We start from the raw sequence: 25621 nt of genomic DNA, 5'->3' as shown, positions 1-25621 counted from the left end.
TCGCGGCGGGGCCCTTGCCGCCGTGGGCCCACGCCCGGGGCCCCGCGGCCGCTAGGCTTGGGACCATGATTATCGGCATTGGCGTGGACGTGGTGGACGTGGAGCGATTCGGCCGCCAGCTGGAGCGGACCCCCGGCCTGCGCGACAGGTTGTTCGTGCCGGCCGAGCGCAGCCTGAACCTGCGTTCCCTCGCGGCGCGGTTCGCGGCGAAGGAATCGGTGGCCAAGGCCCTCGGGGCGCCGGCCGGCATGAACTGGCAGGACTGCTGGATCGGGCTGGACGAGCACGGACCCACGGTCCAGGTCAAGGACACCGTCGCCGGTGTCGCCCAGGCCAAGGGCATCAAACGCTGGCACCTGTCGATGAGCCACGACGGCGGCATCGCCACGGCCACGGTGATCGCGGAGGGGTAGCGTGCTGCGCGCCCACACCGGCGCCGCCGTGCGCGCCGCCGAGCAGCCGCTGCTCGATGCGGGGGCCGGCCCCGCGCTCATGCACACCGCCGCGCACGGCCTGCGCACCGCCGTCGTGCGCGTGCTGCGCGAGCGTGGCGCCCCGGTCTACGGCTCCCGCGTGCTGGTCCTCGCCGGCGCCGGCAACAACGGCGGCGACGCGCTGTACGCGGCCGCCGGCCTGGCGCGGCTGGGGGCCCGGACGACGGCGGTGCTCACCAGCGCGCGCACCCACCCCGATGCGCTGGCCGCCTTCCGGGCCGCCGGCGGCCGGGTCGTGGAGCTTGCCACCGGCGCTGCCGACCCCGGACCCGTGGACGCATTCGTCAACGAGGCGGCCCGCGCCGACGTCGTCATCGACGGCATCCTGGGCACCGGCAGCACCGGTGCCGCACGGGAGCCGGCCGCGACGGTGCTGCGGTCCATGGCCGGCCTGCTGCGCGACCGCCACCGGGCCGGCCGCCCGGTTCCGTCCGTCGTCGCCTGCGACCTGCCCAGCGGGGTCGACGCCGGCACCGGCGAGGTCCACGAACCCGTGCTGCCCGCGGACCGGACCGTCACCTTCGGCGCGGCCAAGACCGGGCTGTTCGTGGCGCCCGGCGCGCTGGCCGCCGGCGCCGTGACCACCATCGACCTCGGCATCGGCACGCACCTCGGCGACCCGGACGTGCTCCGGTTGACGCCTGCGGACCTGGCCGCCCTGCTGCCGCGGCCGGCGGCCGCCGACCACAAGTACGCGCGCGGCGTGGCCGGGATCGTGGCCGGCTCGGCGCAATACCCCGGCGCCGCGCTGTTGGCCGTGGCCGCCGCCTCGGCCTGCGGCCCGGGCATGGTCCGGTACCTGGGACCCGGTCCCGTCGCGGCACTCATCCAGGCCCGCAACCCCGAGGCCGTGTGCGCGGACCTGCCCGTCGCAGGCCACCACGTGCAGGCCTGGCTGGCCGGCCCCGGCATCGACGGGGACGCCACCCAGCAGCGGCGCGCCCGGGACGTCATCGACGCCGGCCTGCCCGCCGTCATCGACGCGGCCGCCCTGGACCTGCTCGGGCGAGCCGACGCACCGCGCCCGCACCTGGTCCTCACCCCGCACGCCGGGGAACTGGCGGCGCTGCTGACGCGACTGGGCCAGCCCACGCGCCGGGCCGACGTCGAACGCGCCACACTGGCCGCCGCCCGGCGCGCCGTGCAGCTCACCGGCGCCACCGTCCTGCTGAAGGGGCCCGTGACGCTGGTGGCTTCACCCACCGGCACCGTGTTCGCGCAGGGCGACGGCACGCCGTCGCTGGCGACGGCCGGCAGCGGCGACACGCTCGCCGGCATCCTGGCCGCGCTGCTGGCCATGGTCGCCGAGCGGGAGGGCTGGGGGCTGCCCGGCGTCGCCGCCGCCGACAGGTGGGCGTTGGCGGCGGCCGTCGGCGCCGCCCTGCACGGCCGGCTGGGCCGCGTGGGCCCCGACGCGCCGCTGAACGCCGGGCAACTGGCCGCCCGCATCCCGGACGTGTGGGCCGGTATCGTGAGGCGGGGCGGCACCGGTCCCTAGCGCCGCCGCCCGGGCCATGCCACAACGCGCATTTCACCACAGGATGTCATGACAACGAGGGAGCCGCAGTGGAAATCTGGCCCGGGAAAGCGTACCCGTTGGGTGCGCATGCCGACGACGGCGGCACCAACTTCGCTTTGTTCAGCGACGGCGCGCAGGCCGTCCAGCTCTGCCTGTTCGACGCGGCGGGGACCGAAACCCGGGTCGGGCTGACCGAGGTGGACGGATGCGTGTGGCACGGGTACCTGCCCGGCGTCGGCCCCGGCCAGCACTACGGCTACCGGGTGGACGGCCCGTGGGACCCGGCCAACGGACTGCGGTTCAACGCGCACAAACTGCTGCTCGACCCCTACGCCCTGGCCGTCACCGGCGCCGTCGACTGGGGCCAGCCCGTGTTCTCGTATGAATTCGGCGACCCGCTGGCGCGCAACGACGACGACTCCGCGGCGCACGTGTTCCGTTCCGTGGTGGTCGACGAGGCGTTCGACTGGGCCGGGGATGCGGCGCCCGGCATCCCCTACCACCGCACGGTCGTCTATGAGGCGCACGTCTTGGGGCTCACGGCGCTGCACCCCGACGTCCCCGAGCACCAGCGCGGCACCTTCGCCGCGGTGGCCCACCCGGCCGTGGTGAGCCACGTGAAGTCGCTGGGGATCACGGCGATCGAGCTGATGCCGGTGCATCAGTTCGTGCAGGACGACGCACTGCTCTCGAAAGGGCTGCGGAACTACTGGGGCTACAACTCCATCGGCTTCTTCGCCCCGCACAACGAGTACGCCGCCACCCGGGATCCGGGGGAGCAGGTGCGCGAGTTCAAGGAGATGGTCCGGGACCTGCACGCGGCGGGGCTGGAAGTCATCCTGGACGTCGTGTACAACCACACGGCCGAGGGCAACCAGCTGGGGCCCGCGCTGTCCTTCCGCGGCATCGACAATGACGCCTACTACCGCCTGCAGGACGACGACCGTCAGTACTACGTCGACTACACGGGCACCGGGAACTCGCTGAACGTCCGCCAACCACAGCCGCTGCAACTCCTGATGGACTCGTTGCGGTACTGGGTGACCGAGATGCACGTGGACGGGTTCCGCTTCGACCTGGCGGCCACCCTGGCCCGCGAGTTCTACGACGTCGACAAACTGTCGTCGTTCTTTGACCTGGTGCAGCAGGATCCCGTCATTTCCCGGGTCAAGCTGATCGCCGAGCCCTGGGACATCGGCCCGGGCGGCTACCAGGTGGGCAACTTCCCGGCGCTGTGGAGCGAATGGAACGGCCAGTTCCGCGACACCGTCCGGGACTTTTGGCGCGGCGAGCCGGCCACGCTGGGCGAGTTCGCCTCACGCCTGACGGGCTCCTCCGACCTCTACGAGCACTCCGGCCGCCGACCCATGGCATCCATCAACTTCGTCACCGCGCACGACGGCTTCACACTGGCGGACCTGGTCAGCTACAACGACAAGCACAACCTCGGCAACGGCGAGGACAACAGGGACGGCACGGACGACAACCGCTCGTGCAACCACGGCGTGGAGGGGCCCAGTGGCGATCCGGCCATCACGGCGCTGCGCGCCCGCCAGCAACGCAACTTCCTGGTGACGCTGCTGCTGGCCCAGGGCGTGCCCATGCTGCTGCACGGGGACGAGCTGGGACGGACCCAGGACGGCAACAACAACGCCTACTGCCAGGATTCGCCGCTGACCTGGATCAATTGGGACAAGGCGGACCATGGCCTGATCGGCTTCACCGCCCTGCTGGGGCGGCTCCGCACCGACCATCCGGTGTTCCGCCGCCGCCGCTTCTTCGACGGCCGTCCCGCCGAACGCGGGGCGGACGGCGCACTGCCGGACATTGTGTGGCTGCGCCCGGACGCCGCGGCCATGACGGTGGACGACTGGGACAACGCCCTTGACCGCAGCATCGGCGTGTTCCTCAACGGCGGCGGCATCCGCGACCCGGACGAACACGGCCGGCCGGTGGTTGACGACTGCTTCCTGCTGTTGTTCAACGCCGCCGACAACGACGTGGACTTCACGCTCCCCGACGCGGGCTATGCGCCGGCGTGGGAGCAGGTCGTCAACACGGCCGACGATCCGTCCGCCACCGTCCCCGCGGCCCCGCCCCGGGGTGCCGGGGCCACCGTGGCCGCCCGGGCGAAATCGGCCATGGTGCTGCGCGCTCGGATTTGATGCCGGCGGATGGCAGGATGGGCCCATGACCTATGTTGCCGCGGAAAACCGCTACGAATCCATGCCGTACCGCCGGGTCGGGCGCAGCGGGCTGAAACTGCCGGCCGTATCGCTGGGACTGTGGCACAACTTCGGCGACGACAAGTCGTTCGAGACGCAGCGGGCCATCCTGCGCCGCGCGTTCGACCTGGGCGTCACGCACTTCGACCTGGCCAACAACTACGGCCCGCCGGACGGCGGCGCCGAGACGAACTTCGGCCGGCACCTGGCGGATGACTTCGCCCCATACCGCGACGAACTCGTGATCTCCACGAAGGCCGGCTACTACATGTGGCCGGGCCCGTACGGCGAGTGGGGCTCCCGAAAGTACCTGCTGGCCAGCCTGGACGCCTCGCTGGAGCGCCTGGGCCTGGACTACGTGGACATCTTCTACAGCCACCGGCCGGACCCGGAGACGCCGCTGGAGGAGACCATGGGCGCCCTCGACACGGCCGTGCGCTCCGGGAAGGCACTGTACGCCGGCATCTCCTCGTACACGCCGGAGCAGACGTTGGAGGCCGCGCGCATCCTGAAGGAGCTGAGCACGCCACTGCTCATCCACCAGCCGTCGTACTCCATGCTGAACCGGTGGACGGAGAATGGGGAGCCCAACCTGTACCAGGCGCTGGAGCAGGTCGGGGCCGGGGCGATCGCGTTCTCCCCGCTCGCGCAGGGCATGCTGACCGACAGGTACCTGGGCGGCGTGCCGGCCGATTCGCGCGCCGCCAAGGAACGCTTCCTGCACGGCAGCGACCTGACCGACGACAAGATGGCCCGGGTGCGGGCGCTCAACGACATTGCCGCAGGACGCGGCCAGTCCCTGGCCCAGATGGCCATCGCCTGGGTGCTGCGCGAGCAGTCGAAGGGCACCCCGGTGACATCCGCGCTGGTCGGCGCCTCCAGCGTGGCCCAGCTGGAGAACAACCTGGCCGCCGTGGACAACCTGGCGTTCAGCGCCGAGGAACTGGCCGGCATTGACCGGTACGCCGTGGAGTCCGACATCAACCGGTGGGCGCAGAAATAGCGCGACCGTGCCACAACGGGCCGGAATAAAACGGCATCGGCGTCAGTTGACTACTATGGTTTAGGCGCCGTGTTGGCGTCAGGTCCGGACCAGTGACCGTTGCCGGAGTCCGGACCCTTTGCAATTTCAATAAGGAGTTCCGTGTCCAGTCATCCTATTCGGGTTGCCATTGTTGGCGTCGGTAACTGTGCATCATCGCTGGTGCAGGGTGTCCAGTACTACCAGAATGCCGACCCTTCCACGAAGGTTCCGGGCCTGATGCACGTGGAGTTCGGCCCGTATCACGTCAACGACGTGACGTTCGTGGCCGCGTTCGACGTCGACAGCAAGAAGGTCGGCCTCGACCTCTCGGACGCCATAGGTGCCAGCGAGAACAACACCATCAAGATCGCCGATGTGCCGGTCCTGGACGTGCCGGTGCAGCGCGGGCACACCCTGGACGGCCTGGGCAAGTACTACCGCGAAACCATCCTGGAATCCGACGCCGAGCCGGTCGACGTCGTGGCCGTGCTCAAGGACACCCGGGCCGACGTGCTGGTCTGCTACCTGCCGGTCGGCTCCGACGCGGCCGCCAAGTTCTACGCCCAGTGCGCCATTGACGCCGGCGTCGCGTTCGTCAACGCGCTGCCCGTCTTCATCGCCGGCACCAAGGAATGGGCCGACAAGTTCACCGCCGCGGGCGTCCCGATCGTCGGCGACGACATCAAGAGCCAGCTCGGCGCCACCATCACGCACCGCGTCATGGCGAAGCTGTTCGAGGACCGCGGCGTCATCCTGGACCGCACGTACCAGCTCAATGTCGGCGGCAACATGGACTTCAAGAACATGCTCGAGCGAGACCGGCTCGAGTCGAAAAAGATCTCCAAGACCCAGGCCGTCACGTCCAACACGTCCGCGACGCTGACCGACAACGACGTGCACATCGGCCCCAGCGACTACGTGGCCTGGCTGGACGACCGCAAGTGGGCGTTCGTGCGCCTGGAGGGCCGCAACTTCGGTGATGCCCCCGTCTCGCTTGAGTACAAGCTGGAGGTCTGGGACTCGCCGAACTCCGCCGGCGTGATCATCGACGCCATCCGTGCCGCCAAGATCGCCCTGGACCGTGGCATCGGCGGCCCCATCCTGTCCGCCTCCAGCTACTTCATGAAGTCCCCGCCGGAGCAGTACAACGACGACATCGCCAAGGAAAAGGTCGAGGCCTTCATCCGCGGCGACCTGGAGCGCTAGCAAAGCAAAAAACGATCTCGACAGGCTCGATCACCGATTCGGTGGTCGAGCTTGTCGAGACCTGTTTAAGGGGCCAGCCAGAACGTCGTCTCGCCCGGGATCACGTGCCCGGCCGGGGCCGGCTCGCCGGAGCTGGCGAGCACCACCGTGGCAAGGTCGACGCCGGAGGGCAGCAACGCCGTCGCCCCACCAAAGTTGGTGATCACCTCCCATCCGTTGGGACGCCGGTAGTGCGTGACGATGTCGGTTGGCTCCGAGAGCCACTCGAGCGTCTCCTCGCCCTGCAGTTTGCGGCGCCAGTCCAGCGCCGACCGGTAGAGCTCCAGCGTGGAGCCGGGCACGCCGTCCTGGGCGCTCACGGCCTTGCCGGCGAACCATGCCGGCTGCGGCAGCCAGGGCGTGCCGCCGAACCCGTTGTTCGGTTCGGCGTCGTCCCACGGCAGTGGCACGCGGCAGCCATCGCGGCCCTTGACCAGGTGGTTCGTGCGGAACCAGGTCGGGTCCGTCAGCGCCTCGTGCGGCAGGTCGGCCACCTCGAACAGGCCCAGCTCCTCGCCCTGGTACAGGTAGGCGGAGCCGGGCAGGCCCAGCATGAACAGCGTGGCCGCCCTGGCCCGGCGCAGCCCGCGTTCCAGATCGGTGGGCGGGGTGGCGCCATCGGCCAGCAGCCACGCTTCGAGTTCCTTGGCCGTGCTGCCATCCGGCAGCGCGTACCGGGACGGGTGCCGGACCACGTCGTGGTTGGAGAACACCCACGTGGAGGACGCGCCCGAGACGTCCGCCTCGGCCAGGCACTTTTGCACGACCGAACGGAATTCGGCCGCCTTGAACGGAGCCTGCAGCAGGTCGAAGTTGAACGCCTGGCCGAGCTCGGTGGGGCGGGCGTACTTGAGCCGGCGGTTCGTGAACGGCACCCAGGCCTCGGCCACGGCGATCCGCGGCGGGTCGTATTCGTTCATGACCTGACGCCATCCCTCGAACACGGTGTGCACGGCGTCGCGATCGAACAACGCGTCGGTGCCGTCGTCGACGAGGATCTCCAGCTTCGGCTTCGAGCGCAACGGCATCGACATGTCCTTGACCAGGGCGTGCGCCACGTCCACGCGGAATCCGTCCACACCGCGGCCCGCCCAGAACCGCAGCGTTGTGTGGAAGTCCTCGCGCACCTCCGGGTGGTCCCAGTTCCAGTCCGGCTGCTCCGTCGCGAACAGGTGCAGGTACCACTGGCCCGGCCTGCCGGCGTTCGGCCCGGCCGCCTCCACCACGCGGGTCCAGGCGGCGCCGCCAAAGTGGGACGGCCAATCGGAGGGCGGCAGCTCGCCGTCGTCCCCCCGACCGTCATGGAAGTGGTACCGGGCCCGGGCGGGCGACCCGGGCGCGGAGACCAGTGCCTCCTGGAACCAGGCGTGCCGGTTGGAACTGTGATTCGGCACGACGTCCACGATGACCCGGATGTTGACGGCGTGCGCGGCGGCGACCATGGCGTCGAAGTCGTCCAGGGATCCGAGCCGCGGGTCGACGCTGCGATAGTCGTCGACGTCGTAGCCGCCGTCCGCCAGCGCCGACGGGTAGAACGGGCTCAGCCAGATGGCGTCTATGCCCAGCGCCGAGAGGTAGCCCATGCGCGCGGTCACGCCGGGCAGGTCGCCGAGGCCGTCGCCGTTCGCGTCGGAGAAGCTGCGCGGGTAGATCTGGTAGACGGCGGCCTGTCGCCACCAGTTCGCCTCGGGGTGGCTGGAGGTCAGGATGTCGGTCATGGGGTGACGGTTCCTCTCATGGTGCCGGCGTCGATGCGGCGCCGGCGTTCAGGCGTGCCAGCAGCACGGGGCCGTGCGGACAGGGCATTGAATATTTTTATGACAACAGTAAATGCCATGTCAAGTGGTGCAAGCGCCGCGCCGCATCGGGCCCCGAGCCGACCTGCGGCGATAGTTTTCATCAGAATGGAATAAAATGCGGGGATGAACGCGACCCGACGCACTCCCGGCGAACCCCACGCCACACCGGCCCGTCCGGGTCCCGGCGGAACGCTGGCCGACACCGCCCTGGAATTGGCCCGAGCCGTCCTGGTCCAAGGCCCGGTGTCGCGCCGGCGGCTGGCCGCGGAGCTGAAACTCAGCGTGGCCAGCCTGACCCGGCTGAGCAAGCCGCTGCTGGATGCCGGCTGGCTGGTCGAGGGCGACCTGATCGCCGACGGCAGCGTGGGCCGGCCGGTGCGGCTGCTGGACGTCCCCGATGATGCACGGCATTTCTTCGGGGTGAAGGTCACCGGGACGGCCCTGCAGGCGGTCGTGACGGACCTGCGCGCCACGATCCTCGCCTCGGGCACGGTGGAATTGGCCGACAGGTCCGTCCCCGGTGTCGTGGAAGCCATCGCCGGGCTGGCGGGCGCACTGGCGGATCGGGCCGGAGTCACGGTGTCCGGCATGGGTGTGTCACTGGGCGGGCGGGTGATGGACGACGGCACCGTCCTGCGGGCGCCCTTCCTGGGGTGGCGGGACGTTGCGCTGGGCCCCGAACTGCGGCAACGGACCGGGCTGCCCGTCAGGTTGGAAAACGACGTCCTGGCCCTGGCCGCGGCGCAGCAGTGGTTTGGCGCGGGCAGGGACACACCGGACTTCGCCGTCATCACGGTTGGCGCAGGCGTGGGCTACGGTCTCGTCATGAACCACACGGTGGTGCGCACGGGCGATTCCGGGCTGGGGCTGGGCGGCCACATCCCGCTGGCCGCCAACGGCCCCCTGTGCGCCGCCGGGCACCGGGGCTGCTCCACCGCCATGCTGGCCATGCCGAGCCTGTGCGCACAGATCTCCACGGCCCTGGCCCGCCCGGTCGACTACCCCGAGGCGTTGGACCTGGCGGCATCGGGCAACCCGGTGGCCGCGGCCGTGTTCGACGCGGCCGGACGCGCCCTGGGCCGGCTGATCGCCCTGACAGCCAACCTGGCCATGGTCAACACGGTCGTGGTGGCCGGCGAGGGTGTTGATTTCTTTGCGCTCGTTGCCGAGTCCGTGCGGGGGACCCTCGAAGCGGACCGCGATCCGGACGCGGCGCCCGTGCGGGTGCCGGTCCTGTCGTCCGGATACGAGGAGTGGGCGCGCGGCGCCGCCGCCGTCGCCATCCAGGACCAGGCGTTCGTCGCCTGAACTCAGCAGCCGGCCGGGGCCACGTATTGGTACGTCAGGGCCAAGTCGTAACTGGCCATGGTTGCCGCGGCCGTCCGGTCCCACCCGAACGATTCGGCGTACACGGACGCCGCCCGGCCCATGTCGACGCGTGTTTGCGGGAAGTCGTACAGCGACGCGATGGCCTCGGCCCAGCTGGCCGTGCCCCGGCCCTCCACCAGCAGCCCCGTGCGGCCGTCGCTGACCGCCCGGGGCAGGCCGCCGACGTTCGTGGCGATGACGGGCGTACCGCACGCCTGCGCCTCCATGGCCACCAGGCCGAACGATTCGCTGGACGACGGCATGGCCACCACGTCGGCCGCACGGTACCACTCGGCCAAGGTCGGGGCGTCGACCGGCGGCAGCACGGCCGCCACGTCGTCGAGCCCCTCGTCGCGCACCAGCTGCGGCAGGTCGTACTTGTCGCTGCCGCTGCGGGCGCCCAGGATGCTCACCCGCAGCGGGATGTCCGGGCGGTCCCGGCGCAGCCGCGCGGCCGCCTTCACCAGCACGTGCGGGCCCTTCAGCCGTTGCAGTCGGCCGGCGAATACGACGTGGAAGTCTTCCGGGCCGATCCCGAGCCGCTGCCGCGACCTGTCCCGGAACGCCGGCTTGAACACGGCCAGGTCGACGCCGGGGGAGACGACGTCGATGCGCTGTTCACAGCCGTTGTAGTGGCGTTCCAGTTCCGCGGCCTCCGCGGTGGTATTCGCGATGAGCCTCGTCGCCGCCGTGACGATGTGTTGTTCGCCGTCCTCGCGGACGCCCGGTTCGGAGCTCTGGCCCGGCGGCAGGTGCCGGTTCTTGACCCGGGCCATGGTGTGCATGGTGTGCACCAGGGGCAGGTCCAATTCGCGGGCCACGAGGAGCCCGGCCATGCCGGACACCCAATAGTGGGAGTGGACAACACCGACCGGCACGTCCGCCAGGGTGCGGACGTGCTCGCTGACGGCCGCGGCCATGCGGCCGACCAGCTCGGGCAGGGATTCCTTCGGCAGCTTCCCGAAGGCCCCGGCGTTCACGTGGTGGACCGTGACGCCGCGGCCCAGCGGAACGGCGTCCGGCTGCCCGGCCGCGGTGCGCCGGGTGTAGATGTCGACGAGCACGCCGGCCGCGGCCAGTTGCAGCGCCAAGGACCGGACGTAGACGTTCATGCCGCCGGCGTCGCCGCCACCGGGCTGGTCCAGCGGTGAGGTGTGCAGGGAAAGCATGGCGACCCGCCTGATCTGGTGCATGGTCTCTCCTTGCGCGGCAAAACACGTCTGGCAGTGCGCGCCGGATGGCCGTGCACCCCTCCATCTTTTCACCGCCGGGGCGCGGCTCAAAGCGGAGGGCGGCCGGTGCCGATCCCGTCCGGCGGACGGCCGGGGCCTAAAATGGGTGGGTGACTTCCACAGCCGAACCCATCCAGTCCCGCGACAAGGCCCCTATACAGATTGCCCCTGACATGAATCTCCCGGAACGGCAAGCGCGCATCGACCTGTCCGCGATCCGCGACAACGTGGCCAGGCTGCGCGAGATCGTCGCCCCCGCCCAGGTCATGGCCGTCGTCAAGGCCGACGCGTACGGCCACGGCGCCGTCCCGGTGGCCCGCGCGGCACTTACGGCCGGGGCCGGATGGCTGGGCGTGGCCCACGTCAGCGAGGCCCTCGCCCTGCGCGCCGCCGGCATCGACGCGCCGCTGCTGGCCTGGCTGCACACGCCGTCCACGGACTTCAACGCCGCCGTCGCCCAGGACATCGACCTGGGCTGTTCGGGCTGGGAACTGGAACCGATCGCGGAAGCCGCCCGCGCGCTGGAGCGGCCGGCCCGGGTCCACCTGAAGATCGACACCGGCCTGGGCCGCAACGGCTGTCCCCCCGAGAACTGGGACGCGTTCGTGTCCGCGGCCATCGCCCACCAGGATGAGGGCCTGTTGCGTGTTGTGGGCGTCTTCAGCCACCTGGCCGTCGCCGACGAGCCGCACCGCCCGGAAACCGATGGGCAGCTGGACCGTTTTCGCCAGGCCGTGGCCGTCGCCGAGGACGCCGGTGCCGACCTGGAGGTCCGGCACATCGCCAACACCCCGGCCATCCTGTCCCGCCCGGACACGCACTTCGACCTGGTCCGCGCCGGGCTCGGCGTATACGGGCTCTCGCCGTTCGAGGACCAGAGCCCCCACGAGTTCGGCCTGCGCCCGGCCATGACGTTGTCCACGCGGGTGGCCTCCTGCAAGGACGTCCCGGCCGGGCAGGGCGTGTCCTACGGGCTCAACTACGTCACCGCCGGCCCCACGACGCTGGGGCTGATCCCGCTGGGCTACGCCGACGGCATCCCGCGCGCCGCCACCGGCGGACCGGTGCGCATCGACGGCATCACCTACCCGGTGGTGGGGCGCATCGCCATGGACCAGATGGTCGTGGACCTGGGCCCGGGCGGCAGGGCGGACCATGGTGGCACGGTGCTCGGCGCCGAGGCCGTGCTCTTCGGCGACCCGGCGCTCGGCGACCCGTCCGTCGACGACTGGGCCCGCGCGGCCGGGACGATCAACTACGAGGTCGTCACGCGCATCAGCCCCCGCGTCCCCCGCACCTACACGGGCGGCATCCCCGGCGGCGCGGCATGATCTGGGAGTACCGCACGACGACGGCCGCCCAGACCCAGCGCATCGGCGCCCGGCTGGCCGCATTCCTGCGCGCCGGCGACCTGCTGCTGCTCAACGGCGAACTCGGCGCCGGCAAGACGACGTTCACGCAGGGCCTGGGACACGGGCTCGGGGTGCGCGCCGGCATCATCTCGCCCACGTTCGTGCTGGTGCGCATCCACCCGAACCTGCCCGACGGGCACAACCCGGGCGGCCCCGACCTGGTCCACGTCGACGCGTACCGGTTGGCCACGGCCGGGGAAATCGACGACATCGACCTCGAGACCACCATGGACGGCTCCGTCACGGTCGTCGAATGGGGTGCCGAGCGGGTCGAGCACCTGGCCGACAACCGACTGGAGATCGACCTGTTGCGCGCGGTCGGACGATCGGAGGGCGGCGCCGCGGACTTCACCGAGGACGACGACGAGCCGCGGCTCGTGCGCCTGCGCACCGTCGGCCCGCGGTGGGACGGCGTCGACCTGTCCGGGCTGCAGGACGATCCCGCGGACGTCGCCGGCACGCCCCGGAACCCCGTGGCATAGGCTGGCGACGTGCGACTTCTTTGCCTGGATACCTCCGCCGTGGCCAGCGCCGCGCTCGTGCGCCTTGACATTGAGGAACTTGACATCGAGGAAGGGGACGCCGGCCGCGTCATCGTGGAGGCCGCCTTCGCGACGGACGACACCCGCAGTCACGCCGAGGTGCTGGCCCCGGGCGTGCGCGGCCTGTTCGCGGACCCGCTCACCGAGGGCCCGGCGCTGGACGCCATCGTGGTGGGCACCGGCCCCGGCCCGTTCACCGGCCTGCGCACCGGCATCGCGATGGCCCGCACGCTCGCGTTCGTCTGGGGCGTGCCGCTGTACGGGCTCATGAGCCTGGAAGCGCTCGCCTGGGACGTGCTGGACGACGGCGGCACGCACCGGGCGCGGGTGGCCGCCGGCGGGTTCGTGGTCGCCACGGACGCCCGGCGCAAGGAACTGTACTGGGCGCACTACGCGCCCGACGGGACGCTGCTGGACGGCCCGCACGTGGGACCGGCCGCGGACATCACGGACCTGCCCGTGTTCGGTGCCGGCGCCGGCCTGTATGCCGAGGCGCTTGCCGCCAACGGCTGCACCGTCCCGGCCGGGTACGCCGCGGCGCAGCCGACGGCGCGCGCGCTGGCGCGGGCCGCCGCCCGCAGGCTCGCGGCCGGCGAGACGCTCGACGACACGACCCCGCTGTACCTGCGCGAATCCGACGCCAAGGTGCCGGGGCCGCGGAAGCGGGCCCTGTGAGCGGCCCCGCAAACGGTGCAACCGCAGTGTTGCGCGACATGACGGCGGCCGACCTCGACCTGGTCACCGGCATGGACGCCGAACTGTTCGGCGTCGACTGCTGGCCGCGGCGGATGTTCGCGGACGAACTGTCCCGGCCCGAGACCAGGCGGTACATCATCGCGGAGGTGGGCGGCGCCGTCGTCGGCTATGCCGGGCTGCTGTGCGTGAAGCCGATCGGCGACATCCAGACCATCGGCGTACTGCCGGCGTTCGAGGGGCGCGGCATCGCCCGCGCCATGCTCGACGAGCTGATCGCCGAGGCCGGCCGACGCGGCGCCGACGACGTCATGCTGGAGGTCAGCGCAGCGAACCCGCGCGCGCAACGCCTGTACGCCCGCTACGGGTTCGAGCACATCCACACGCGGCGGCGGTACTACCGGGACGGCTCGGACGGGCTCGTCATGCGCCTGCCGCTGAAGCACGTAAAGGATCACCAATGAACGCGACCCCGCTGGTGCTGGGCATCGAGTCCTCCTGCGACGAGACGGGCGTGGGGATCGTGCGCGGCACCGAACTGCTCGCGAACACCGTCTCCTCGTCCATGGAGCTGCACGTGCGCTTTGGCGGCGTCATCCCCGAGATCGCCTCGCGCGCACACCTGGACGCGTTCGTGCCCACCCTGCGGGCCGCCCTGGCCGAGGCCGGTGTGGCGCTCGCCGACGTCGACGCGATCGCCGTCACGAGCGGACCCGGGCTGGCCGGGGCGCTCATGGTCGGGGTCAGTGCCGCCAAGGCGCTGGCCCTGGCCACCGGGAAGCCGTTGTATGCCATCAACCACCTCGTGGCGCACGTCGGCGTGGGGCTGCTCGACCCGTCCATCGCGGCCGTGACCGCAACCGGTGCGCTGCCGGAGAACCTGGGCGCCCTGCTCGTCTCCGGCGGGCACACCGAGATCCTGCGCGTGCACAGCATCGCGGAGCACGTTGAACTGCTCGGCGCCACGATCGACGACGCCGCCGGGGAGGCGTTCGACAAGGTGGCCCGGCTGCTCGGCCTGGCCTACCCGGGCGGGCCCGCCATCGACAAGCTGGCCCGGCAGGGCAACCCGAAGGCGGTGCGGTTCCCGCGCGGGTTGACCATGCCCAAGTACATGGGCACCGCCGAGGCGCCCGGCCCGCACCGCTACGACTTCTCATTCTCCGGGCTGAAAACGGCCGTGGCCCGCTGTGTGGAGGGCTACGAGGCGGCCGGGGCGGACGTGCCCGTGGCGGACGTCGCCGCCAGCTTCCAGGAGGCCGTGCTGGACGTCATCACGGCCAAGGCCGTGCTGGCGTGCCGCGAGCACGCCATCACCACCCTGCTGCTGGGTGGGGGCGTGGCGGCCAACTCGCGGCTGCGCGAACTTCTCGCCGCCCGCTGCCGGTCCGCCGGGATCACCCTGCTCGTGCCGGCGTTCTCGCTGTGCACCGACAACGGCGCCATGGTGGCCGCGCTCGGCGCGCAACTGGTGATGCGCGGGGTGGCACCCGGCGGGCTCGCCTTCGCCCCGGACTCGTCCCTGCCGGTGAGCAGCATCAGCCTGCCGGCCGCCGGGTAGCGCGCCTATCCGGCCGCGTTGGCCGCCGCGATCAGCGCCTCGAGCCGGCCGGCCGTGACCGGGATACCCGGGAAACCGGCCAGCCGGCCGAGCGGGAACGAGGCCATCATGGCCAGCGTCGCGTCGTCGATCGTCGAGGACGCGAGCGCTTCGCGCACGATCGGACCCGCCACCGGGTCGGCCAGCAGCTCGTCGACGGACGACGCCGGCCCCAGCGGGATCCGCACGGCGTCGCCGGCAACCTCGACCCGCACGGTCCGGCGCAGGTCCCGGCTGGACGCCCCGACGCAAACCGTGGCCGTGCCGCCCTCCACGACCCAGCGGTCGATCCGGGTGTCCCAGTGGGCCAGGTCCGCGCGCGGGATCGGGATGACGACCTCGCGCGTGGCGCCGGGCTCCAGGTGCACGCTCGCGAAGCCCTTGAGTTCGCGCGGGGGCCGGACGACGGCCGATCCCGGGCGGCCCACATAGGCCTGGACGACCTCGCGACCGGCCACCAGGCCCGTGTTCGTCACGGGCACCCGGACGGTCAGGCCGGCGTCGTCCGGGGTGACGGTCGCCGGACCGTACTCGAACGTCGTGTAGGACAGGCCGTGGCCGAACGGGAAGCGCACGTCGAGCCCGCGCGCGTCGTACCAGCGGTAGCCGACGAACAGTCCCTCGCCGTAGCGGACGTGGCCGTGCTCACCGGGAAAGTCAAGGTACGCGGGGGAGTCGGCCAGCCGCAGTGGAATGGTCTCGGACAGGCGGGCGGAGGGGTTGACCCGGCCGAACAGGACGTCGGCGACGGCGCCGCCGCCGGCCTGGCCCAGCAGCCAGCCCTCGACGATGGCGGGGACGGCGTCCGCGAACGGCAACGCGACCACACCGCCATTGGACAGCACGACGACGGTGCGCGGGTTGGCCGCGACGACACGCTCCAGCAGGTCCAGCTGGGCCCGGGGCAGGTCGATGCCGGTCCGGTCGAACCCCTCGGATTCGTCGGACGCCGGCAGGCCAAGGAAGACGACGGCGGTGTCGGCGGCGGCCGCCGCGCGGACGGCCTCGTCGGCCGCCGTCCCGGGCTGGGGCATCTCGGCCGCCCCGGCGTCGCCGGACAGGTCGAACCCGGCGTCAAACGTGACCGTGCCGCCGGCCAGGGCACGGATCTGGTCGAGGGCGTTGTCCAACCGGGTCGGGTTGATGAGGGAGCTGCCGGCGCCCTGGTAGCGGGGCGTGCGGGCGAACTCGCCGATCACGGCCACGGACGCGGCCGGATCCAGTGGCAGGACGCCGTCGTCGTTCTTCAACAGCACGATGCTGCGCCCGGCCACCTCCCGGGCCAGCGCATGGTGCGCGTCGCGATCGTAGCCGCCCGCCGGTACCGGCATGGCCGCGGCCCGTTGCGTGAGGGCGACGACGCGCTCAGCGGCCCGGTCCAGGACGGCCTCGTCCAGGGCGCCGGAGCGCACGGCCGCGACCAGTTCGGCGTCGGTGCGCCCGCCGCTGGCCGGCATCTCCAGGTCCAGGCCGGCGGCCAGGGCGTCGCGGCGGTCGTTCACGGCGCCCCAGTCGGAGACGACCAGGCCGCCGAAGCCCCACTCGCCGCGCAGCACGTCGGTGAGCAGCCACGGGTCCTCGGAGGCGTAGACGCCGTTGATGCGGTTGTAGGAGCACATGACCGTCCAGGGCTGCGCGTCGGCGACCACCCGCTGGAACGCGCGCAGGTAGATCTCGCGCAGCGGCCGCGGGTCGATGTCGGCGCTGACGCGCATGCGGTCGTGCTCCTGGTTGTTCGCCGCGAAGTGTTTCAGCGATGCGCCGACGCCCTGGCCCTGCAGGCCCCGGACCAGGGCCGTGCCGAGGATGCCGCTGACCGTCGGATCCTCGGACAGGTACTCGAAGTTGCGCCCGCACAGGGGTGAGCGCTTGATGTTGATGCCGGGCCCCAGCAGGACGGCGACGCCCTCGGCCGCGGCTTCCACGCCGAGCGCCGTGCCGACCCGGAACAGCAGCTCGGGATCGAAGCTCGACCCCATCGCCGCGGCCGGCGGGAAACACGTTGCCGGGACGCTGTCGGCCAGGCCGAGATGGTCGCCGGCCGAGACCTGCTTGCGAACGCCGTGCGGGCCGTCGGTGAGCAGCAGGGGCGGGATGCCGGCGCGGTCAATGCCCGTGGTGTGCCAGAAATCCGCGCCACTGGTCAATGCCGCCTTCTCCTCGATGGTCAGCCCGGCGACGACTTGGGCGCCCGGGCGTGTCTGCCGCCCGGGCGGGGCGGCGGGGTCTGTCATGGCATCTCCTCGGGTGGCATGGCGGCCGCTTCCCGGGCTGCCTGGCGGCGCGGCCGGAAGGGGCATTGCGAACACGGTACTGCAACGGCGTTTTACGTCACAACTACCAGCTTGGCCCACTACGCTGGCTGCCATGGCACGGCGCGGCTCGTACGCGAAGGGCGTGGCGAAGCGGGAGGAGATCCTGGCCACCGCGCTCGAGGTCGTGGCGTCGAACGGCTACCGGAACACGTCCGTGCGTGAACTGGCCGACGCCGTCGGACTGAGCCAGGCCGGGCTGCTGCACTATTTCAGCTCCAAGGACGAGCTGTTCGCGGCCATCGTGCGGCGGTATGACGAGGCCAACCTGGCGGCGTCCGGCGCGGACGCCCTCGCGGGATTCGTCGAGGGAGTGCGCCGGAACGCGAACGTGCCCGGCCTGATCCGGGTGTATGCGCAGTTCGCCGCCGAGGCGACGGATGAGGGGCACCCGTCGCGGCCGCACGCCGAGGCGCGCTACGCACGCTTGCACCGGCGCTTCGCCGCCACCATCCGGGCGCGCCAGGACGCCGGAACGATGCGCGCCGACGTCGACCCGGGCGCGCTGTCGGTCATGACCATCGCGCTCGCCGACGGCTTGCAGACGCAATGGCTGCTCGACCCGGGCCTTGACATGGCGGCCCACATCGAGGCCTTCTGGGCGCTGCTCGCCCCGCCGGGGTAGGAGTCAGTTGGTCGCCATCTGGGCGACGAGGTCCCGCACGACGGCGGTGAGGTCGCCACGGTGCGCTGCCGCCACGTCGCGCTGGCGCTGGTAGCCGGCACCCTTGGCGATGATCGTCTCGACGCCGGCCAGTTCGTCGGCGCAGCCCAGCCTGGCCGCGATGGGTTCGAGCCGGTTCAGCAGCTCGATGGTGTGCTCGGTGACGAGTTGTTCGTGGCCGGCGGCGTCGAGGATGATGATGGCGTCCAGCCCGTAGCGGGCGGCGCGCCACTTGTTCTCCTGAACATGCCACGGGGGCATGGTGGGAATGCTGCCGCCGTTCTCCAGCGTGGTGGAGAACTCATCCACGAGGCATTGCGTCAGGGCGGCGATGGAACCGATCTCGGACAGCGTGGACATGGCGTCGCAGACGCGCATTTCCATGGTGCCCAGGCCCGCGACGGGCCGGATGTCCCAGCGGATCTCGCTGGTCGCGTCGATGACCCCGGTGGTGAACATGTCCTGCACATAGGCCTCGTACCCGGCCCAGTCCGGGAATTGGAACGGCAGGCCGGCCGTGGGAAGTTGCTGGAACATGAGCGCCCGCTGGGACGCGTAGCCGGTGTCCTCCCCCTTCCAGAAGGGCGAGGACGCGGACAGGGCCTGGAAATGCGGGAAGTAGTTGACCAGCCCGTCCAGGACCGGCATGGCCTTGGCCACGTTGTCCAGCCCGACGTGCACGTGCACGCCGTAGATGAGCATCTGGCTGCCCCACCAACGGGTCCGGTCGATCAGCTTCGCGTACCGTTCCTTGTCGGTGACCCGCTGCTCCGCGGGGTTGCTGAACGGGTGGGTCCCGGCGCTGAGCAGGTCCAGTCCGCGCGGGTGGGCCACGCCACGGAGCACGTTGAGGTTCCGGCGCAGGTCCTCGACGCCTTCGTTCACCGTGTGGCAAACACCCGAGACGAGTTCCACGGTGTTGAGCAGCAGCTCGCCCTTGATATGGGGGTGTTCGGCGTCGCCGATGGCGTCCGGGTGTTCGGCCGCAATGTCGGCCAGCACGTCCCCGGCACTGGCCGACAGTTCGCCCGTTTCGGCGTCCACCAGGGCGATCTCCCACTCCAGGCCGAGGGTCGATTGCTCAGACCGGGCGAAATCAATCTTCAATGCGGATCCCCTGCAACTTTGTGGGCAGCCACCGGGCCGTGGTGCACCTCAGATTCTAGTTCAGGGACGGCCCGCGAGAAGCATGCCCCGGCGGCGCGGACCGGGGAAATGCGGGGCTCCGGGCCGGCGGTCCTGTCCGTGGGCGCGTGCGTGTGCAACAGTTACCTCATGTGGGTTGGCTGGATAGAGTTCGACCTGCTCCTGGGCGACGTCCACAGCTTGAAGGAGAAGCGTTCGGTGGTCCGGCCGGTGCTCAACGAGCTCCGGCACCGCTTCGACGTCGCGGTGGCAGAGGTCGACCACCTCGCGTTGCACCGCCGGGCCGGCATCGGTGCGAGCCTGGTCTCGGCCGACCGCGCCCACATTGTGGACGTGCTCGACGCCGTCGAACACTACGTGGCGTACCGCCCGGGCGTGGAGCTGCTGGGCGCCCACCGGCGGATACTCTCCGGCGAGGATTGATCCGTTCCACGCGCGCCGCGCCGGAAGTCGCCCGTGCCTGGGGAACGCTATAGCGTGCGCGGTCCGTCGATCGGACCGTGCGGTTCGACGACGACGGCCACCCGTTCGTCGCCCACACGCGTCAGCACCAACGTCGCCTTGTTCGGGCCCTTGCCGGACCCCGTGAGCAGTTGGCGGCGCAACTCCTCGGGCGTGACGGCCATGCCGCGCTTCTTGATGTCCAGGACGCCTATCCGCTGCGCCTTGACCCAGCTCTTGAGCGCCTTGACGTTGAACGGCCGGACGTCGAGGACCCGGTAGGCGCGGGCGAACGGCGTGTCCACGGGTTGCCCGGCACAGATGTAGGCGATGTGCCCGTCGATGAGGTGGCCGCCCAGGCTCCGCGCCAGGTCGGCGACGAGCCCGGCGCGGATCACGGCCCCGTCCGGCTCGTACAGGTACCCGGCGATGGGCCCGACGGGCGGGTCCTGGGCGCCGGGATCGTACGCCTCGGCGCTGGTCAACTCGGCTGGGCCGTGCGGGCCCAACACCAGTGCAGCGCGCCGTACCCCGGGTCGCTTGAGGGCGTTGAAGTACAGTCCCGCCTCGACGACGTCGCCGTTGACGGAGACCCATTGCGCCTCCGCCGTCGCGGGCACGGATTCGTGCGGGATGCCCGGCCCCATCTTGACCCCCACGGCCAGTCCCCGATCGGCCAACCGCTCGGCGAAGGACAACGGCGGGGAGAACGCCTCGGGGTCGAACAGGCGCGTGGTGCCGGAGGTGGACGTGGTGCGCCGGGCCGGGTCCAGCCAGACGCCGTCGATGCCGGCCAGGTCCACGTCCTCCGCCCGCGCGCATCGGACCCGCGCGTGCGGGAACGGCATGAGGTTGACGGTGGCGCACGCGGCCGTCGTCTCGTCCATGTCGACCGCCAGCACATCCAGGTCGAGGCCGGCCATGGCCAGCGAGTCGGCGCCGATGCCGCAGCCGAGGTCGGCGACGGAGCCGAGCCCCGCCGTCGTGAATCGTTGCGCGTGCAGCGCGGCGACGCTCAGGCGCGTCGCCTGCTCCAGCCCGGCGGGGGTGAACAGCATGCGGGCGGCGAATTCTCCGAACTTGGCCTCCGCCTTGGCGCGCAATCGCGACTGGGTGAGCACGGCGGCCACCAGATCGGCCGGGTGGCCGGCCCTGCGCAGCGCCTCATTGAGCTTGAGCGCATCGGATTGCCGGTAGGGGCCCAGCGAAGCGAGCAGCTCCCAGCCTTCGGTGGTCAGGAGGGGTGCGATTGCGTCGGCGGCCATGCATCAAGGGTATCGGGGTGTATCCCGCCTGAACGCCGAACGGCGGGCATGCCGTCGTCGACGACATGCCCGCCGGACGGGCCGGCCCCGGGCGCTAGTGGTGGATGACTGCCACCGAAGCAAGGTTCTGCCACGCACCCGCGTTGGCGACGGAGTTAATGGTCGCGGCGTTGATGGCCAGCGCCAGGTTGACACCAATCACGGGGGCCACATTGATGTTGAAGTCCAGGAACAATGTTTCGCGCCTGGGCAGGAGCTGCGCGAACTCGGCATCGAGTTCGTCGGAGCGCAGGAGCGATGATGAAGTCATGCTCCTCACCTTTCTGTGAGTCCGGCGCCCGGAAGGCGGGCGCCGGACGGGGCGAATGCCTAGTGGTTGGCTTGGACGACATTGACCTCCTGCAGCGCTGCGCTGTTCGCCTGCGACAGGATCGTGGCGGCGTTGACCGCGAGCGACGAGTTCGACGCGTAGACGGCGGCCCAGTTGTGCCCGAAGTTGAAGAACAGGGTCTCCTTCGTGGGAAGCAGTTCCACGCTCTCACCTTCGAGTTCGGTGATGGTCATCATTTCCATTTCATTCACCTCCTTGGGATTTCCTGGTGGAGCTCCGCGATCGGATCTCCTTGTTTGGGTCTTCCTCGAACAGTCAATCCCGGCCGCCGTTGCAGCCGCGTTACAGCGGCGTTGCAGGGCCCTCCGGACCGTGGATTGGTCTCACATAAATTCATCGAATAGGACATAATGGAGGCTATTGCAATGACTTAGACTCATATCGTTACCGGCTGGTAGGGTTGCCCGGAGGTTGAAGATTGCCCGTTCGAAGTCGGATATTTGGGAAAGCGTGGAAATGGTTGATATGGATGACCTGGGTGGTGGCTACGCCGACGTGGGTGCCATGGTCATCCGCGTGTGGTCGGAACCCGACCAGGAGCCCGGATTCCGCGCGCGGCTGACGTTTGGCGGGCCGGAAGAATCCGAGCCGGCCGTATCCGTCGTCACGAACCCCGAGGAGGTCCTGCAGGCGGTTCGGAGCTGGCTTTCACGGTTCTCAAGCGCGGAGCCGCCGGTGCCGACGCCGGACAATGTGTAACAGCACCGTCATTGTGCCCGACGACTCTTGACAGGGCAGGGCATTGAGGCCTTACTTAGAAGTTAACAAGGGGCTTGGGGCGGTCTCACAGGTCCGAATTATCTTGTGGCCGGGGCGCCGGGGGAGGGGCAAGTGCGAACGACCTCCAATTCAGGGTGGGATTTGAACCTGCTGGGCTGCTGGAGGCTCAGACACCATGGTGAAACCATCGACGTCGGGCCACGCCAACAACGCGTCATCAGCGTCTTGGCCCTGCGCGGTGCCCGGTCCCGTCATTACCTCGCGGACCTGCTCTGGCCCGGCAGTTCGGAAAGCCAGGCCGCCGGCAGCCTTCGCTCAAGCGTGTTCCGGATCTCCCACGAACTTCCGTCCCTGCTGTCCGGCGACATGGACCCGTTGACGCTCGGCGAGCATGTGACCGTGGATCTCGATCGTGTCCGGGGGCTGATCTCCGACATTGGGGACGACGGGGGTGCGGTGCCGCCGGGCGGCGCGGCCATCGACGTTCTCCGGTCCGCCGACCTGTTGCCGGGCTGGTATGAGGACTGGGTCCTCTTCGAACAGGAACGGCTGCAGCTCCAACGATTGTTCGCCCTCGAGGCACTCGCCAGGCGCTACCTGGCGACGGGACAGACCGGGCTGGCGCTGGACGCCGCCAAGGTTGCCGCCTCCATCGAACCCTTCCGCGAAAGCGCCCGGCTGATCATGCTCCGGGCCTACCTCGCCGACGACAACTACGCCTCCGCGGTCCACGAATACGAGAACTTCCGCAGCTACCTGGACCAGGAACTGGGCGCCGAGCCGTCCTCGAAATTCCGGGAGCTGCTCCTGGAGCACCTTCCACCCGTCATCCGCTCCGCCCCGAGGCAGGTCCTCCGATAGTTTGCTAGTCTCCGCTCGGTCTCCTCCGCTTTGATCCACACCAAGTAATCGAAGTAGAAACGAGGTTAGCAATGCACCGCAGGTTTCTTGCCAGTTTGTTCTTTGTGCCCGTGCTCGTCGCGGCCACCCTTGTGACGGGCACCGGCTCCACGCCCGCCGTGTCCCAGACCCCCGTGTCCCAGGCCTCAGGGCAGATCCGCTGGGGCCACTACGCCCCGCGGTACATCTCCAGCCTGGACGCGGCCTCCTCGGCCATCCCGTCCACGGCCAATCCGACGGTCGGCGACAACGCCGTCGCGACCGCACGGACGTCCTCGTCGGCGGCGAAGGCGGTGGCGTCGTCGGTGGCCACAAGCAATTGCGATGGCTGCAGCGGGACGTCGACAACCTTCCAAGTGGTGTACTTCACCGGCACCGCGGCCACCGGTGACAACACCGCGGCGGCCTGGTCCAGCTGCACCGGCTGCACGTCGTCGGCCGTTTCGGTCCAACTCGTGGTGGCGCGCCGCGCCCAGCCGTTGACCGTGAACAATCGCGCGCTGGCCCTGAACTCCGGCTGTGTCGACTGCAACACGTCCGCGGCGGCCATCCAATTCGTCATCGCCGGGGGGTCGTACCGGGAGCTGTCCAGCCAGGCCAAGGCCCTCATCAGCGAAATCCAGGCCGAACTCGCCGACCGCCTGCAGCAGCCGGCCAAGAACTCGCAGCGCCGGATGGCCGCGCCCGAGGCCAAGGCGCTGGTCGACGACACGGCCGCACGGCTTTCGAAGATCATCGTCTCCGCCGTGGGCGGGGCCGCCGTACAGCGGAACGTCGACGTGCAGGTGGGCCAGTGAGCGCCCGCTGAGACGGACCGACCCGGCCCCTGCGGGCAGGCGAACCAGTGGTGTTCCCTCCCCCGCAGGGGCCGTTTTGCGTCCCGGGACGGATCGGCAACCCACGGCAACGCGGCTGTAACGCGGCAGCAACGGGGGCTCGGATTGACTGTTCCTGAAAGACCCCCAAGTGGAGATCCGTTCACGGAACTCCCCAGGATTTCGAAGGAGGTGAATGATATGGAAATGATGACCATCACCGAACTCGAAGGCGAGAGCGTGGAACTGCTTCCCACGAAGGAGACCCTGTTCTTCAACTTCGGGCACAACTGGGCCGCCGTCTGGGCGTCGAACTCGTCGCTCGCGGTCAATGCCGGCACGATCCTGTCCTCGGCGAACAGCGCAGCATTGCAATCAGTCAACGTCGTTCAGAGCAACAGCTGACGACCACCCGGGCCCGGCGTCTGGCTTCCAGGCGCCGGGCCCACACACGATCGAGGGGCCATGACCACAGAGTCCAGCGACATCCGCACACCGCAATGGTCCCTTGCCCCGGGCGTCCAGCTCCTCGGACCGGTGTCCGGTTCGGGACTCGTCCAGCAGACCTACCTGGTCCAACGCCCGGACGGCCAAGTCATCCAGTTGTCGACCCTGCTCAACCTGGTCCTGTCCACGGTGGCGGCGGACCGCGCGCCCGCCGACGTGGCCCGGCTGGTCAGTGACGCCTATGGCCGCGAGCTTGACGTGGCGGGCCTGGAACAGCTCATCGAGACGAAGCTGGCACCCAACGGGCTCCTTGAGGACCGGTCGCTGGATCAGCCGTCGATGGAAAAGCCCCCGACCGCCGATCCGCTGCTGGCCCTGCGGCTGCGCGGCACGCTCGTGCCGGCCCCGCTGGTGCAGCGGTTGGCCCGCTGGTTGTCGCCGCTGTACTTCACCCCCGTGGTCATCGTGGCCCTGGCCGGGCTCGTGGCGCTGGACATCGCAATCTTCGCCACCGCCAATTTCCTGGGCGCGCTGCAACAAATCCTGGTCACCCCCGTCCTGCTGCTGGAGCTGTTCGTCCTGCTCGTGGCCGGCGCACTGATCCACGAGCTGGGGCACGCCACGGCCTGCCACTATGGCGGCGCCAAGCCCGGGGTCATCGGGTTCGGCCTGTACCTGGTCTTTCCCGCGTTCTTCACGAACGTGACGGACTCCTACCGGCTCCCGAGGGCCGGCCGGCTCCGCACGGATCTCGGCGGCCTCTACTTCAACGTCTGGTGCGTGCTGGTCGCCGGGATCGGGTACCTGCTCACGGGGCAGGGGATCCTGCTGCTGCTGGTGCTGGCCATGCAGTTCCAGATGCTCCAACAGCTTCCCCCGACGATCCGCCTGGACGGCTATTTCGTGTTGGCGGACCTGGCCGGCGTGCCCGACCTGTTCGCGCGCGTCGGCCCGGTCCTGCGCAGTCTGGTGCCCGGACGGGCCCCCGATCCGCGCGTCGCCGAACTGCGTCCGGCGGCCCGCAGGATCGTCACGGCCTGGGTCCTCATTGTCATTCCCGCACTGATCCTGATGCTCGGCTGGCTGCTGTGGAGCCTGCCGCTGGTCGTCCAGCAGACGGCGGCGGCCGTGGCCATGCACGCCCAGGGGATTGGCCCGGCCTTCGCCCAGGGCCACCCCCTCGATGCGCTGTATTCCGCGCTGTCGGTCGTCATGCTGGTGCTGCCGCTGCTCGGGCTCGTGGTGATCCTCCAGCGCCTGCTGGCCGCGGTCGTCAAGGCCGGGCGCCGGTGGACGGCCGCCCGCCGGCGCCCGGCCCGGCAGCGCCGGATCGACCCGAACTCGGCACGCCACCTGGTCCGGTAGAG

At 70.4% G+C, this 25621-nt stretch carries 25 protein-coding genes; 18 read left to right on the top strand and 7 right to left on the bottom strand.

What is annotated here, in order from left to right; all coding sequences use genetic code 11:
* Positions 1-65: 65 nt before the first annotated feature.
* The 5 genes from EJC77_RS04015 to EJC77_RS03995 all read left to right on the top strand — a co-directional run bounded on the left by EJC77_RS04015 (position 66) and on the right by EJC77_RS03995 (position 6468).
* Positions 66-413, top strand: coding sequence for a holo-ACP synthase (locus EJC77_RS04015; RefSeq protein WP_125610289.1), 348 nt, complete (start codon positions 66-68; stop codon positions 411-413).
* A 1-nt stretch (position 414) separates the two neighbouring features.
* Positions 415-1992, top strand: a complete 1578-nt coding sequence (locus EJC77_RS04010) for a bifunctional ADP-dependent NAD(P)H-hydrate dehydratase/NAD(P)H-hydrate epimerase (RefSeq protein ID WP_125610288.1) — start codon at positions 415-417, stop codon at positions 1990-1992.
* A gap of 68 nt (positions 1993-2060) precedes the next feature.
* Positions 2061-4178: a glycogen debranching protein GlgX gene (glgX, locus tag EJC77_RS04005; RefSeq protein WP_125610287.1), complete on the top strand. Its 2118-nt coding sequence runs from the start codon at positions 2061-2063 to the stop codon at positions 4176-4178.
* Between the two features lie 25 nt (positions 4179-4203).
* Positions 4204-5241, top strand: coding sequence for an L-glyceraldehyde 3-phosphate reductase (gene mgrA, locus EJC77_RS04000; protein WP_125610286.1), 1038 nt, complete (start codon positions 4204-4206; stop codon positions 5239-5241).
* A gap of 141 nt (positions 5242-5382) precedes the next feature.
* Positions 5383-6468 (top strand): inositol-3-phosphate synthase, encoded by a 1086-nt coding sequence (locus EJC77_RS03995; RefSeq protein ID WP_125610285.1) that lies wholly within the window; start codon positions 5383-5385, stop codon positions 6466-6468.
* A 65-nt stretch (positions 6469-6533) separates the two neighbouring features.
* Here EJC77_RS03995 and EJC77_RS03990 read toward each other — a convergent pair whose 3' ends face one another.
* Positions 6534-8225 (bottom strand): glycoside hydrolase family 13 protein, encoded by a 1692-nt coding sequence (locus EJC77_RS03990; RefSeq protein WP_125610284.1) that lies wholly within the window; start codon positions 8223-8225, stop codon positions 6534-6536.
* 204 nt (positions 8226-8429) lie between these two features.
* Here EJC77_RS03990 and EJC77_RS03985 point away from each other — a divergent pair, with 204 nt between their 5' ends.
* Positions 8430-9614: an ROK family protein gene (locus tag EJC77_RS03985; protein WP_125610283.1), complete on the top strand. Its 1185-nt coding sequence runs from the start codon at positions 8430-8432 to the stop codon at positions 9612-9614.
* A gap of 2 nt (positions 9615-9616) precedes the next feature.
* On the opposite strand, the gene mshA is transcribed toward EJC77_RS03985, so the two are convergent.
* Entirely contained in the window at positions 9617-10867 is a 1251-nt protein-coding gene (gene mshA, locus EJC77_RS03980; RefSeq protein WP_125610282.1) for a D-inositol-3-phosphate glycosyltransferase, read from the bottom strand.
* Positions 10868-11079: 212 nt separating this feature from the next.
* Here mshA and alr point away from each other — a divergent pair, with 212 nt between their 5' ends.
* Genes alr through tsaD form a run of 5 tightly spaced genes read left to right on the top strand, consistent with a single transcriptional unit; the run spans position 11080 to position 15114 of the window.
* Positions 11080-12237 carry an alanine racemase gene (gene alr, locus EJC77_RS03975; protein WP_125610281.1) on the top strand — a complete coding sequence of 386 codons (1158 nt, stop codon included), beginning with the start codon at positions 11080-11082 and terminating at the stop codon, positions 12235-12237.
* On the top strand, positions 12234-12800 hold the full coding sequence (gene tsaE, locus EJC77_RS03970; RefSeq protein WP_125610280.1) for a tRNA (adenosine(37)-N6)-threonylcarbamoyltransferase complex ATPase subunit type 1 TsaE: 567 nt from the start codon (positions 12234-12236) through the stop codon (positions 12798-12800). The genes alr and tsaE overlap by 4 nt, the downstream gene beginning before the upstream one ends.
* 9 nt (positions 12801-12809) lie before the next feature.
* Positions 12810-13535, top strand: a complete 726-nt coding sequence (tsaB, locus tag EJC77_RS03965) for a tRNA (adenosine(37)-N6)-threonylcarbamoyltransferase complex dimerization subunit type 1 TsaB (protein WP_125610279.1) — start codon at positions 12810-12812, stop codon at positions 13533-13535.
* A gap of 38 nt (positions 13536-13573) precedes the next feature.
* Positions 13574-14017 carry a ribosomal protein S18-alanine N-acetyltransferase gene (gene rimI / locus EJC77_RS03960; RefSeq protein WP_125610339.1) on the top strand — a complete coding sequence of 148 codons (444 nt, stop codon included), beginning with the start codon at positions 13574-13576 and terminating at the stop codon, positions 14015-14017.
* A complete protein-coding gene (gene tsaD, locus EJC77_RS03955; protein WP_125610278.1) occupies positions 14014-15114 on the top strand; it encodes a tRNA (adenosine(37)-N6)-threonylcarbamoyltransferase complex transferase subunit TsaD in 1101 nt (366 codons plus the stop codon). The genes rimI and tsaD overlap by 4 nt, the downstream gene beginning before the upstream one ends.
* 5 nt (positions 15115-15119) lie before the next feature.
* Here tsaD and EJC77_RS03950 read toward each other — a convergent pair whose 3' ends face one another.
* Positions 15120-17387 (bottom strand): glycoside hydrolase family 3 C-terminal domain-containing protein, encoded by a 2268-nt coding sequence (locus EJC77_RS03950; RefSeq protein WP_125610277.1) that lies wholly within the window; start codon positions 17385-17387, stop codon positions 15120-15122.
* 133 nt (positions 17388-17520) lie between these two features.
* On the opposite strand from EJC77_RS03950, the gene EJC77_RS03945 reads away from it, so the two are divergent.
* A complete protein-coding gene (locus EJC77_RS03945; protein WP_205786836.1) occupies positions 17521-18090 on the top strand; it encodes a TetR/AcrR family transcriptional regulator in 570 nt (189 codons plus the stop codon).
* A gap of 3 nt (positions 18091-18093) precedes the next feature.
* Here the strand turns inward: EJC77_RS03945 and EJC77_RS03940 are convergent, their stop codons facing one another.
* A complete protein-coding gene (locus EJC77_RS03940; RefSeq protein WP_125610276.1) occupies positions 18094-19236 on the bottom strand; it encodes a glutamate--cysteine ligase in 1143 nt (380 codons plus the stop codon).
* Between the two features lie 168 nt (positions 19237-19404).
* Here EJC77_RS03940 and EJC77_RS03935 point away from each other — a divergent pair, with 168 nt between their 5' ends.
* Positions 19405-19698 carry a DUF503 domain-containing protein gene (locus EJC77_RS03935; RefSeq protein ID WP_125610337.1) on the top strand — a complete coding sequence of 98 codons (294 nt, stop codon included), beginning with the start codon at positions 19405-19407 and terminating at the stop codon, positions 19696-19698.
* Positions 19699-19745: 47 nt separating this feature from the next.
* Here the strand turns inward: EJC77_RS03935 and EJC77_RS03930 are convergent, their stop codons facing one another.
* The 3 genes from EJC77_RS03930 to EJC77_RS03920 all read right to left on the bottom strand — a co-directional run bounded on the left by EJC77_RS03930 (position 19746) and on the right by EJC77_RS03920 (position 21554).
* Positions 19746-20981: a class I SAM-dependent methyltransferase gene (locus EJC77_RS03930; RefSeq protein WP_125610275.1), complete on the bottom strand. Its 1236-nt coding sequence runs from the start codon at positions 20979-20981 to the stop codon at positions 19746-19748.
* Positions 20982-21075: 94 nt separating this feature from the next.
* Complete coding sequence (locus tag EJC77_RS03925; RefSeq protein WP_125610274.1) at positions 21076-21291, bottom strand: hypothetical protein; 216 nt, start codon at positions 21289-21291, stop codon at positions 21076-21078.
* Positions 21292-21350: 59 nt separating this feature from the next.
* A complete protein-coding gene (locus EJC77_RS03920; RefSeq protein WP_125610273.1) occupies positions 21351-21554 on the bottom strand; it encodes a hypothetical protein in 204 nt (67 codons plus the stop codon).
* A gap of 229 nt (positions 21555-21783) precedes the next feature.
* On the opposite strand from EJC77_RS03920, the gene EJC77_RS03915 reads away from it, so the two are divergent.
* From EJC77_RS03915 to EJC77_RS03895, 5 genes are all read left to right on the top strand, one after another.
* Positions 21784-22071 (top strand): hypothetical protein, encoded by a 288-nt coding sequence (locus EJC77_RS03915; RefSeq protein WP_125610272.1) that lies wholly within the window; start codon positions 21784-21786, stop codon positions 22069-22071.
* Positions 22072-22203: 132 nt separating this feature from the next.
* On the top strand, positions 22204-22953 hold the full coding sequence (locus EJC77_RS03910; protein WP_125610271.1) for an AfsR/SARP family transcriptional regulator: 750 nt from the start codon (positions 22204-22206) through the stop codon (positions 22951-22953).
* A 95-nt stretch (positions 22954-23048) separates the two neighbouring features.
* Positions 23049-23789, top strand: coding sequence for a hypothetical protein (locus EJC77_RS03905; RefSeq protein WP_125610270.1), 741 nt, complete (start codon positions 23049-23051; stop codon positions 23787-23789).
* 219 nt (positions 23790-24008) lie between these two features.
* Positions 24009-24212, top strand: coding sequence for a hypothetical protein (locus EJC77_RS03900; RefSeq protein ID WP_125610269.1), 204 nt, complete (start codon positions 24009-24011; stop codon positions 24210-24212).
* Positions 24213-24272: 60 nt separating this feature from the next.
* Positions 24273-25619, top strand: coding sequence for a hypothetical protein (locus tag EJC77_RS03895; RefSeq protein ID WP_125610268.1), 1347 nt, complete (start codon positions 24273-24275; stop codon positions 25617-25619).
* Positions 25620-25621 lie beyond the last annotated feature (2 nt).

The sequence above is a fragment of the Specibacter cremeus genome (assembly GCF_003946885.1).
GTDB classification, from domain to species: domain Bacteria; phylum Actinomycetota; class Actinomycetes; order Actinomycetales; family Micrococcaceae; genus Specibacter; species Specibacter cremeus.
Note: the sequence above shows the minus strand (reverse complement) of the source record. Positions and strands in the feature narration are given on the sequence as shown.